The sequence below is a fragment of the Kitasatospora sp. NPDC001539 genome, from assembly GCF_040298565.1.
In the GTDB taxonomy this organism is placed as follows: domain Bacteria; phylum Actinomycetota; class Actinomycetes; order Streptomycetales; family Streptomycetaceae; genus Kitasatospora.
The window spans coordinates 1-11,066 of the sequence record NZ_JBEPAK010000233.1; the positions used below are offsets into that span (position 1 = coordinate 1).

The 11,066-nt window shown below is 74.5% G+C and carries 11 protein-coding genes; 4 read left to right on the forward strand and 7 right to left on the reverse strand.

The genetic code is table 11. From position 1 onward, the window contains the following. Positions 1 to 89: 89 nt before the first annotated feature. The gene (locus ABT247_RS27005) at positions 90 to 611 is read right to left on the reverse strand and encodes a GNAT family N-acetyltransferase (protein WP_350747137.1); all 522 of its coding nucleotides are present in this window, start codon (positions 609 to 611) and stop codon (positions 90 to 92) included. Between the two features lie 122 nt (positions 612 to 733). On the opposite strand from ABT247_RS27005, the gene ABT247_RS27010 reads away from it, so the two are divergent. Continuing rightward, positions 734 to 1,165, forward strand: coding sequence for an SRPBCC family protein (locus ABT247_RS27010; protein WP_350747161.1), 432 nt, complete (start codon positions 734 to 736; stop codon positions 1,163 to 1,165). Positions 1,166 to 1,401: 236 nt separating this feature from the next. Next, on the forward strand, positions 1,402 to 2,661 hold the full coding sequence (locus tag ABT247_RS27015) for an alpha/beta hydrolase (RefSeq protein ID WP_350747140.1): 1,260 nt from the start codon (positions 1,402 to 1,404) through the stop codon (positions 2,659 to 2,661). Positions 2,662 to 3,526: 865 nt separating this feature from the next. Here ABT247_RS27015 and ABT247_RS27020 read toward each other — a convergent pair. Continuing rightward, complete coding sequence (locus ABT247_RS27020) at positions 3,527 to 4,084, reverse strand: hypothetical protein (protein WP_350747143.1); 558 nt, start codon at positions 4,082 to 4,084, stop codon at positions 3,527 to 3,529. A 177-nt stretch (positions 4,085 to 4,261) separates the two neighbouring features. Beyond that, positions 4,262 to 5,161: a LysR family transcriptional regulator gene (locus tag ABT247_RS27025; RefSeq protein WP_350747146.1), complete on the reverse strand. Its 900-nt coding sequence runs from the start codon at positions 5,159 to 5,161 to the stop codon at positions 4,262 to 4,264. 70 nt (positions 5,162 to 5,231) lie between these two features. On the opposite strand from ABT247_RS27025, the gene ABT247_RS27030 reads away from it, so the two are divergent. Next, entirely contained in the window at positions 5,232 to 5,984 is a 753-nt protein-coding gene (locus ABT247_RS27030; RefSeq protein ID WP_350747149.1) for a CTP synthase C-terminal region-related (seleno)protein, read from the forward strand. Between the two features lie 7 nt (positions 5,985 to 5,991). On the opposite strand, the gene ABT247_RS27035 is transcribed toward ABT247_RS27030, so the two are convergent. From ABT247_RS27035 to ABT247_RS27045, 3 genes are all read right to left on the reverse strand, one after another. Continuing rightward, positions 5,992 to 6,531, reverse strand: a complete 540-nt coding sequence (locus ABT247_RS27035; protein WP_350747164.1) for a GNAT family N-acetyltransferase — start codon at positions 6,529 to 6,531, stop codon at positions 5,992 to 5,994. A 96-nt stretch (positions 6,532 to 6,627) separates the two neighbouring features. After that, complete coding sequence (gene coaE, locus ABT247_RS27040; RefSeq protein WP_350747151.1) at positions 6,628 to 7,227, reverse strand: dephospho-CoA kinase; 600 nt, start codon at positions 7,225 to 7,227, stop codon at positions 6,628 to 6,630. A gap of 100 nt (positions 7,228 to 7,327) precedes the next feature. Then, positions 7,328 to 7,969 carry an MBL fold metallo-hydrolase gene (locus tag ABT247_RS27045; protein WP_350747154.1) on the reverse strand — a complete coding sequence of 214 codons (642 nt, stop codon included), beginning with the start codon at positions 7,967 to 7,969 and terminating at the stop codon, positions 7,328 to 7,330. Between the two features lie 62 nt (positions 7,970 to 8,031). Between ABT247_RS27045 and ABT247_RS27050 the strand changes: the two genes are divergently transcribed. Beyond that, positions 8,032 to 8,463: a MarR family winged helix-turn-helix transcriptional regulator gene (locus ABT247_RS27050; RefSeq protein ID WP_350747156.1), complete on the forward strand. Its 432-nt coding sequence runs from the start codon at positions 8,032 to 8,034 to the stop codon at positions 8,461 to 8,463. Between the two features lie 42 nt (positions 8,464 to 8,505). Here the strand turns inward: ABT247_RS27050 and ABT247_RS27055 are convergent, their stop codons facing one another. Next, the gene (locus ABT247_RS27055; RefSeq protein ID WP_350747159.1) at positions 8,506 to 10,800 is read right to left on the reverse strand and encodes an MMPL family transporter; all 2,295 of its coding nucleotides are present in this window, start codon (positions 10,798 to 10,800) and stop codon (positions 8,506 to 8,508) included. Positions 10,801 to 11,066: the final 266 nt, after the last annotated feature.

Sequence of the window (11,066 nt, forward strand, 5' to 3'; positions counted from 1 at the left end):
TGGTCATACTGGCGACGACGTAGCCAAACCCGGGCACGCCGCAGCCACTACAAACGCCGAGGTCACACCCCATAACTGCGGTTGCAGTACTAGGGCCTGGGGTCGGTGCGCAGCAGGCCGTACACCACCGAGTCCCGCCATTCACCGGCCCGGAAGGTCACCGCGCGCAGCACGCCCTCGCGGGTGAAGCCCACCTTCTCCAGGGCGCGCTGCTCGGCGATGTTGCCGATCTCGGTGTCGGCCTCCAGCCGCACCACCGGGGTGTGGGCGAACAGGTAGTCCACCAGCAGGCGTTGGGCCTGCGTGCCGATCCCCCGCCCGCGCGCCTGCGGCGCCAGCTGGATGCCGATGCTCCAGTACTGGGCGGTCGGCAGCATGCCCTTGCGACGGGCGGCGACGAAGCCGCAGAACTCGCCGCCGACCACGACCGCGAAGATCGACTGGTCCTCACCGAGCAGCCCGTGCTCCTCCCAGCGCCGCCGGAACCGCTCCGGATGCCGCCAGCCGTACCACTGGAACTCACCCACCACCTCGGGGTCGTTGACCAGGCTGCCGAAGGCGGGCAGGTCGGCTTCGGCTATCGGGCGCAGGGAGACGGCGTCATCGCTCATCCGTTCACCATAGACATCCCCGCCGGCACCCCTGCGACCCGGCCCCCTGGCGCGCGACGGCCGCCGGCCCCAGGATGGTGCTGTTCTTACCGGGCGTCAGAAACGAAGCGGCGGTGGCGAGCATGGCGGGCATCAAGGTCAGCACGGTGGTGGAGGCCCCGGCCGAGCGGGTGTGGGAGCTGGTCGGGGACTTCCACGGCCTCGGCGGCTGGCACCCCCACCTGCCGGTGAGCCGGCTCGGCGACGGGCCGGCGGGCAACGCGATCGGATCGGTGCGGATCTTCGACCTCGACGGCGTGGAACTGCAGGAGACGCTGGTCGCCTACGACGAGGAGGCGCGCAGCTACACCTACAGCTTCCCCGACGGCACCTTCCACTTCGACGGCTACCGGGCGACCCTGCGGGTCGCGCCGGTGACCGAGCTGGATGCCGCCTTCGTCGAGTGGGGCGTCACCTTCGACATCGAGCCCGAGCACCGCAAGGAGTCCACCGACCGGGTGCACGGCGTCTTCACCTCCGGCCTCGCCGCCCTGCGGGAGCGCTTCACCGGCTGAGGGCGCCCCGATCCCCACGGCCGGCAGTCGGCTCCGACCGCCGGGTCCGTGCGGCCGAGCCCGAGCCCGTACGCCCGGCCGGGCCGCGGCGATCGGGGCGATCGAGGCGGTCGAGGCGGTCGAGGCGATGGCCGACGCGGCGACCGCCGCGACCGGGACGGACGGCCTCCCAGCCGGCGCCCAGCGGCCTCCCAGGCTCTCACCAGCCTCTCATCTGCCGCGCCTAGCCTCCGCGCATGAACGTCTCCCTGCTCGACGGCTGGTTCCCGTGGACGGTCCGGGCCGCCGCCGTCGCCCTGTTCCTGGCCGCGGTGGGCCTGCGGGACCGGGCCTGGCGGCGCAGGCGGGGGCCGATCGCGCTCGGGACGGCGCTGGTGCTGACCGCGGTGGCCGCCGTCGGCGTGACCACCCTGTCCGGGATCACCGATCCGATCCCGGTCGAGGTGTGGCTGTGGGGCGGGGTGGCGATCGCGGCGTTCAGCGTGCTCGGGTTCGGCTGGCGCGGCGCCAGGTGGTGGCGGAGGGCGCTGGTGGCGCCGACCGTCGTGCTGGCGCTGTTCTGCGCGGCCAACAGCGTGAACCTGGCCACCGGCTACTACCCGACGATCGACGACGCGATCGGCGAGCTCAGCGGGCAGCCGCTGCCGGACCAGATCACCCTGGCCGAACTCGCGTCGATCCACGGCAGGACCAGGACCGGCCGCATCGTCCAGGTCGACATCCCGGACACCGCAAGCGGCTTCGCCCACCGCCAGGAGCTGGTCTACCTGCCGCCGGCCTGGTTCCGCAGCCAGACCCGCCCCAAGCTCCCGGTGCTGGAGATGATCGGCGGCGAGTTCGCGGCGCCCGACAACTGGATCCGCTCCGGCAACGCGGTCCGGACCGCCGACGAGTTCGCCGCCCGGCACAACGGCTTCGCCCCGATCCTGGTCTTCGTGGACGCCACGGGCGGCTTCCGGGTGGACACCGAGTGCGTGGACGGCCCGCACGGCAACGCCGAGAGCCACCTCGTCAAGGACGTCCCCCCGTTCGTGCAGAAGACCTTCAACGCGGCCACCGACCCGCACAAGTGGGGCGTGGCGGGCTGGTCGATGGGCGGCACCTGCGCGGTCGACCTGGTCGTCGAACACCCCGCCGTCTTCACCCACTTCGGCGACTTCTCCGGCGACAGGGGCCCGTACATCGGGGACCGGGACCACACCGTCCAGGAGCTCTACGGCGGCGACGCCGCGGCCTGGGCGGCCCACGACCCGCTGACCGTCCTCGCCCACCACCCCAAGTACCAGGGCGTCTCGGGCTACTTCGGCCAGGGTGACGAGGAGCGCGGCCAGATCGAGGCCGCCAAGGCCCTGGACGCGGCCGCCAAGCGCGACGGCATCCGCACCACCAGTGCTGTCGGCTCGGGCCGGCACACCTGGCAGACCGGAGCCGCGACCTTCGCCCAGGCTTTGCCCTGGCTCGCCCAGCAACGCGGCGTCCCGGGGACCCGCCCGTAACGGCGGGCCACCCCCTCCGCGCGCGACGGCCCGGTCCGGATCCCGTCCGGATCCGGGCACCCCTGAGCGGTCCGTGAGCGGGATCACAGCAGTGCGTCACCGCCCGGCAGACCCGGTGCCGACCACCTGGCCGATCGCCGCGCGGCGCGGCATCGAACGGATTCGCACCACCGCCCCAGGGGCGCCCCGGCACGGCGATCCACCGCACCGGACACCCCCGGGCCGCGCCGCCCGGGGCGCTCACGACCCCGCCCGGGCCGCCACCGCTTCCGCCACTCCTGCACACAGGTTCCCCACCGGACCACCGCAATCGCCATGCGCCTCCCGGCCTCGGAGGAATCCGGCTTTGCTCGCGGCGCCCCGGTGGCATAAATTTCGTCCGCCGTCGACGCAGCGACCGGCCTGACCTCCACTCAGGCACCGGCGCACTGCGGAGCCAGGGGGGCCTGACGGCAGCACGAACGGGGGGAGGAACAGCCGTGCCCGGAGTCCGCACTCACGGGTCGGCCGGCCGGTGGGGGCCGGCAGGCCCGCCACCCGGAGCCCCGGCCCGCACCGCTGGACGGCTGGCGGTCCACCACTCTCGCAACGCCCGGCCGGCCACGGCCACCGTTCCGCTCGGCGCGGGCGGCAGCGCCGGGCCCGCCGAAGGACGCCCGGACTGCCCCGGAGGACAGGTACCGCGGCACCGGCGTGCGGGCACGGCGGTGCGAGGCCCTTCCGGGCCGCACCGGGCACCGGTGACGGCCGCTGCCCGGCGGTAGCACCCACAGACCGCCGCCGGGTCCGTCCGGCACAGGGGACCGGACGGACCCGGCGGCATCCTCGCGCCGGGGTCAGAGCCCCAGGCGGCCGAGCACCGGGGTCAGAGCCCCAGGCGGCTGAGCGCCGTGGTCCAGTCGCTCGCGATGGCGCTGCGGGCGGCCGCCAGGGTCACTCTCTGGCTGCAGACCGCGGTCTTGAGCCGGTTCTCGACCGAGTCCTTGCTCTGCGCCGGCTGGTCGCCGTACCGCGGCTCGGGCCACAGGTTGCGCGGGTCGCGCGGCGCGCCGCCGAGCTCCAGCGGGACGAGGTGGTCCTCCTCGTAGTCCGACATGTTGGTGTCCGCGTAGCCGTACTGCGCGATCTGCTGCGCCTTCAGCGAGTTGGTGTAGCTCGTCGGCGGGCGCACGGTGGCGGTCCAGCCGGAGACGCAGATGGTCGAACCGATGGTGGCCTGGGTGACGGCCGGGTTGTACGCCCCCGGCGTGCACGACGGGTCGGGCAGCGGCAGGTACGCCTGCGAACAGCTCGCGGCGAGCGACACGGACGTGACCGACGGGGCGGTCGCCGGGGCGGCGGCCTGCGCGGTACCGGTGGCGAGACCGGCGGCGGCGAGACCGGTGGCCGCGGCGAGGACGGTGAGGCGCTGACGGAGGATCATGGAGGCGCTCTCCTGGGGCCGGCCCGGCCGATCGCCGGGCGACTGTGCCCATGACAGCATCCTGCACGCGACGGGCGTCAGACCCGGGACGTGAACGACTGGTAACCGGGCCGCACTTCACCGGGAACGGTCTTCACATCCGCGGCAGCGCCGGGCAGGACGGCAGCGGACGGTGCGTCAGGAAGCCTCCGTCGTCAACAGTCGCGCCAGCAGCGCCGCCGGCCCCTCCGGCAGGCTGCCGCACACCAGCTCGACGCGGTGCACCAGGCGTGGCGCGGCGATCGGCACCCGGGCGATGCCGGGCGCCGCGGCCGCCACCGCCTCGGGCAGCAGCGTCAGCCCGTGCCCGGTGGCGACCAGGGAGAGCAGCCCGTGCAGGTCGGTGCCCCGGTAGCGGGTCGCGGCCCGGAAGCCGTCCGTGCCGGCGGCCGCGCGCAGCCGCGCCGTCGTCGGGGTGAGGTCGGGGGCGTCCAGCCAGCGCGCGGCCGACAGGTCGGCGAGCGCGACGCCGGTACGGCCGGCCAGCGGGTGCCCCTGCGGCAGGGCGACGGCCACCGGCTGTTCGTCCACGGCGACGGTGGCCAGCGGGCCGACCTCGGGCAGCGGCAGCGGGTCGCTGGGCGCGGCCAGGCCGTCGATCAGCGCGAGGTCGACCTCACCGGTGGCGACCTGGGCGGGCAGCACGTCCTGGGCGAGCACCCGCAGCACCGGTTCCGTCCGCGGATACGCCCGGCGCACCTCGCCGAGCGCGCGCCCCAGGCCTGCCCCGACCGCCAGCGGGGTGGCGCCGAGGACCAGTCGGGCACTGGAGGCACCGGCCAGGCGCGCGACATCGGCGCGCGCCGCCTCCCACCGGACCAGCAGCGGGGCGGCGTGCTCCAGCAGCCGCCGCCCGGCCGCCGTCGGGCCGACCGGCCGGCGCAGCAGCAGTGCGGCGCCGAGGTCCGCCTCCAGCGAGGCGATCTGCTGGGAGACGGCGGACTGGGTGTAACCGAGCTCGCGGGCCGCCTCGGAGAAGGAGGCGAGGCGGGCGACGGTCACGAAGGTGCGCAACTGCTGGGGATCCACGGGGGGCATCAACCGATCTGATCGATGGTTAAGAGATCATCGTTGGCGCTGATCTCGGGTGCCGGGTCAGGATAGCCGCATGACCTACTTCGCCCCGCGGATCGCCCTCGTCGGCGACCGCTCACCCGCCGTCCGCTCGCACGCCCGCATCCCCGGCCTGCTCGACGCCCTCGCCGGGCACGACCAGCTCGTCCTGGACGCCTACTGGATCCCCACCGAGGACGCCGGGGCGCCGGGCGCGCTCGACGGCTTCGACGCCGTCTGGCTGCTGCCCGGCAGTCCGTACCGCAGCGAGGCCGGCGCCCTGGCCGCCGTCCGGACCGCCCGCGAGCGCGGCATCCCCTTCCTCGGCACCTGCGGCGGGTTCCAGCACGCCGTGCTGGAGTTCGCCCGCACCGTCTGCGGCATCGGCGACGCCGTCCACGCCGAGGAGGCCCCCGAGGGGCGCCGGCAGGTGATCGCCCCGCTCAGCTGCTCCCTGGTCGGCCACGAGGGCGCCGTCACGGTCACCCCCGGTACCCTGGCCGAGCGCGCCCTGGGCGCCACCCGCACCCAGGAGCGCTACCACTGCTCCTACGGCCTCAACGCCGAGTACCTGGACCGACTGCGCGCCCACGGGCTGCGCTTCAGCGGAGCGGACGACTCCGGCGACGTCCGGGTGCTGGAGCTGCCGGAGCACCCGTTCTTCCTCGGCACGCTGTTCCAGCCCGAGCTGTCCGGCGACGGCAGCCGGCCCCACCCGATGATCCGGGCCCTGGCCGCGGCCGCCGTCGCCCACGCCGCGGGCGTCGGGGGCAGCCACTCGAGCCCCGCCGTCACGGCCACCCCCTGAACACCGCTCACACCGGCAGCGAGCGCAGCCGCACCGGCCCCTCCGGCCAGCCGGCGCCCTCCGCCAGCGGCCGCCACATGGTGCGCAGCGGCATCACCGCGAGCCGCCCCTGCGGCTGTTCGACGGTCACTTCCTCGGCCACCTCGCGGAAGCCCAGCCCCCGGTAGAACGCCGCCAGCGGCGGGCGGCAGAACAGCAGCGCGTACCGGAAGCCGAGCGAGCGCCCGTGGTCCAGCGCGGCCCCGACCACGGCCCGGGCGAGGCCGCCGCCACGCCGCTCGGGGGCCACGCACACGCCGCCGACGCCGATCGCCTCCAGGTCGACGCCGCCGACGGTGAGCGGCAGCGGCAGCAGGCCGGTGTGGGCGACGAGCCGGCCGTCGGCGCCCCGGACGCCGAAGTGGGTCTCCTTCGGAAGGAACGTCAACCCCGTGTAGGCGACGCCGTACGGGTCCTCGCCGGGGCCGAGGATCTCCTCCTGCTCGGCACGGGAGTACTGCTGGAGCCGGACCACGGTCGGCGGTCCGGAAGTAGAACGATCATCCATCACGCCATGCTCCCTTCCCCGGCCGCCCCTGATCCAGTCCCTTCTCGGCCACCTGTTCGGTAGCGGCGATCGGTGCACGTCCCGGGCCCGCGGCCGCTACCCCGCGGCGCGCTCGACCAGCTCCGCCCACACCTCGCCGACGCGCGTCGGAAGCGCCTCCAGCGCACCGCCGTTGTCGATCACCAGGTCCGCGATCGCCAACCGGTCCGCCCTGGTGGCCTGCGCGGCCATCCGGGCCCGGGCCTCCTCCTCGGCCATGCCGCGCAGGCGCACCAGCCGCTCCAGCCGCACCTCGTCCGGCGCGTCCACCACGACGACGAGGTCGAACAGCGGCGCCAGCCCGTTCTCGGCCAGCAACGGCACGTCGTGCACCACCACCGCGTCCTGCGCGGCCGCCGCCTCCAGTTCGGCGGAGCGGGCTTGCACCAGCGGGTGGACGATCGCGTTCAGCGCCTGGAGCCGCTCCTGGTCGCCGAACACGATCGCCCCGAGGGCCGGGCGGTCCAGGGTGCCGTCCTCGCGCAGCACCCCGGGGCCGAACTCGGCGACCACGGCCGCCAGACCGTCCGTTCCGGGGGCGACCACCTCGCGGGCGATCAGGTCGGAGTCCACGATCACCGCGCCGCGCGCGGCGAACAGGCGGGACACCTCGCTCTTGCCCGCGCCGATGCCACCCGTCAGTCCGATCTTCAGCATGGCGTCAGGCTACCGGTGGGCGCTCCGGCCCGTCAGCCCCGGCCCGTCAGCCCGGGGACCTCAGCCGCGAGGCCGGTCGGACGCCGCCGGCCCGCGCCCGTCACTCCACCTCCAGGCTCTCCCCCTCGCCGAGCACGGTCAGCCCCGCGCCGGTGCCCGGCCCGTCCGGCCCGAGCAGCCGGGTGGCCACCATGTGCCCGATCGGGCTGAGCGTCGCCTCGTGGACCGGCACGGCCACCCGTGGCCCCGCCTCGCGCACGTAGTCGACCACCTCGCCGGCCTTGCTCCAGGGCGCCGCGAGCGGCAGCAGCAGGGTGTCGACGGTGTGCGGCGGCACGGTGAAGGCGTCGCCCGGGTGGAAGAGCCGGCCGCCGAAGAGGAAGCCGATGTTCTTCACCAGCGGGATGTCCGGGTGGATCTGCGCGTGCCACTCGCCGTGCACCGAGACGCCGAGGCCGTCGAGGTCGAAGGCGTCGCCCTCGCCGACCGCCGTGACCCGCCGGCCGGCGCCCTCCAGCTGGGCGGCCACGGCGGTGTTGGTCCACACCCGCAGCGCCGGATCCGCCTCCAGCGCGGCGCGCAGCCGGGCCTCCTCGAAGTGGTCCATGTGCTCGTGGGTGATCAGGACGGCGTCCGCCCCGGCCAGTGCGGCGGGGTCGGTGAACGCCCCCGGGTCGACGACGACGGTGGTCGTGCCGTGCTCGATGCGTACGCAGGCGTGTCCGAACTTCGTGATTCGCATGCCGCAAACCATACAGCAGGGCTGTACAGTTTTGCTGTATGGATTCCGGATAGACTGCTCCCATGCCCCGCGAAGCACCGCACCCGGACACCCTGGAACTCGCCGCCGACCTGCGCAGTGCGCTCGGCAGCCTGGTCCGCTCCCTGCGCGACGGCGACGAACTGCCGCAGAACCAGGCCGCCGTCCTCGGCCTGCTGATCCGCGACGAACGCTCCTACACCGTCGCCGAACTCGCCGAGCGCCGCCGCGTCCGCCACCAGTCGATGGCCCGCACCGTCGCCCTGATGACCGAGGCCGGGCTGGTCGTCCAGCAACCCCACCCCACCGACGGCCGCAAGCAGCTCATCACCGCGACCGCGGCGGGCCGCACCGCCCTCCTCGACCAGCGCGCCCGCCGCGAGCACCACATCGCGACCGCCATCGAGTCCCGCCTCAGCCTCGCGGAACGGGACCAGCTCCGCACCGCCGTCGGCCTGCTCAGCCGCCTCTCCTGAACCCGGAGGCGGCCGGCCGACCCCGGAGAGGCCGACCGGATCCTAGGCCTTGACCAGGCCGGTGTCCGCCGTCGCCGCCCCCGGCTCGCCGACGGGCACGTCCGACGGCTCCCCGGTCGGAGCCCCCGACCCCGCCGGCAGCCCGGTGGAGTCCTCGGCCGCCGGCCGCGGAGCCGGCACGCCCGCCCGCACCAGTGCGGGCAGCTCGACGTGCTCGCTCAGCCCGAAGCGCCGGTGCAGCCGCTTCAGCGGAGCCGGCGCCCACCAGTTGAACTCGCCGAACAGGCTCATCGCGGCGGGCACCAGCAGGCAGCGCACCAGCGTGGCGTCCACCGCGACCGCGACCGCGAGGGCGATGCCCATCTGCTTGACCATCAGCATGTCCCCGGCCGCGAAGCCCGCGAAGACGATCACCATCAGCAACGCCGCCGAGGTGATGATCCGACCGCTGCGCTGGACCCCCAGCTCCACCGCCCGGGCGCAGCCGTACCCGCGCTGGTGCAGCTCCTTGATCCGGGCGAGCAGGAACACCTCGTAGTCCATCGACAGCCCGAAGGCGAAGGCGAAGACCAGCACCGGCAGGAACGTCTCCAGTCCGCCGGTCGGGCTGAAACCGAGCAGACCGCTGAACCAGCCGTCCTGGAAGACCAGGGTCAGCGCGCCGAGCGAGGCGCCCAGCGACAGCAGGTTCATCAGCAGCGCCTTGACCGGCATCACCACCGAGCCGGTCATCAGGAACAGCAGGACCAGCGTTCCGGCCGCGACCAGGCCGAGCGCCCACGGCCCGCGCGACAGCAACTCGTCCTTGAAGTCGACCACCGAGGCCGCGCCGCCGGTCACATAGGTCCGCAGTCCGCCGCGGTCGGCCCGGAGCTCGTCCACCACGTGCTTGGCCGTCCCGCCCTGCGGGTCGCCGTGCACCAGCACGTCGACGGTGGACACCGTGTCGGACACCGGCGTCACCGCTCGCACCCCGCTCACCCCGGGCAGCTTGGCGACGACCTCGTCCGCGTACGCCTGGGCGACCGGCGCGCCGCCCTCGACCACCACCGTGATCGGCGCGGCCGCGACCTGCGGGAACCGCTGGTCGACGGTCTCGGCGACCTGCCGCCCGGCCGAGGAGGCGGGCAGCACCGCGGCGCCGGAACTGCGCATCTCGGCGTGGAAGAAGGGCGCCCCCGCCGCCATCAGCAGCGCCACCGAGGCGAGCGCGACGGGCACCGCCCGCTTGCGGACCCGGCGGACGGTCCGGCTGAAGAAGCCCTCGTCCGGCACGGGCGCGGCCGGTGCCTTGATGCGGGAGCCGGCGAAGCCCAGCAGCGCCGGGATCAGCGTCAGCGCGGCGGCGACCGCGATCACCACCACGCTCACGCCGGCCGCCGCGACCGCGCCGAGCACCGGGCTGGTGAACACGAAGAGGCCGGCCAGTGCGACGGCGACGGTCAGCCCGGAGAAGGCGACGGTGCGCCCGGCGGTGGCGGCGGTGCGTTCGACGGCGGCGGCGATGTCAGCGCCGTGGCCGCGTTCCTCGCGGAAGCGGTTGACCATCAGCAGCGCGTAGTCGATGGAGAGGCCGAGGCCCAGGACGGTGGCGATCGGCAGCACGCTGGTGTCGATGTCCATGATCCGGCTGAAGCCGAACATCGCCAGCAGTGCCCCGCCGACCGAGGCGACGGCCCCGATCACCGGGAGCGAGGCGGCGGCCAGGCCGCCGAAGACCAGCACCATGACGACCAGCGTCAGCGGCAGGGTGACCATCTCGCCGAACCGGGTGTCCTGTTCGGTCTGCTTCTTGACCTCCTGCTGGAGCACCAGGTCCCCGCCGACGGTGACGTGCGCCCCGCCCGCGCCGTTCAGCTCGGCCAGCCGGTGGGTGACGGCGTCGGTCTGCGCGCCGGTCGAGGTGGCGGCCATCCGTACGGTGACCAGGCTCGCCGTGCCGTCGGCGGCGCGCAGCGCGGCCGGAGCCGGCCCGGGGCCGTAGGCGTCCTGCGCGGAGGAGACGCCGGGCAGCGCGGCGATCTCGGCGACGGCCTTCCCGACCGCGGTTCGCACGGCCGGGTCGTCGACCGGCCTGCCGTCCACCACCGCGGTGACCGTGCCCTTGACCGGATCGGCCGCCGCGACGACGGCACTGCCCCGGTCCCCCTCGGCGGTCGCGGAGGAGGCGCCGGCCACCGAGCCCTCGAAGACCCGGCCGCCGATCAGGACGCCGACGACCAGGACGGCGGCCCAGAAGCCGAGCACCCAGCGACGGTGGCGGAAGCAGAACCGGCCGATCGCGGCGAGACGGCCGCCGACCGCACCGACGGGGGCGGCCGAGGAGGGAGTGCGCATGAAGGAGCCTTTCGGGCAGCTCCACTCAATGTAGGTGCATCCCGAACTCCGGCCTATAGCAGGGCAATGAGCCCCATCTCACATTTCCCTACACATAAACCACACATAAGTCAAAGCGGAAAACGAAGGCCGGGTGAACGGACGCCGAAGAGCGGCTCGAACGAGCCCCGGGGAGCGGCTCCGGTGATCCGGGAACGCGCGCGCGGCCGGGGCCTGGCCCACCGGATGCTGCGGCACCTCGAGGAGACCGGGCGGGCAGCCGGCTA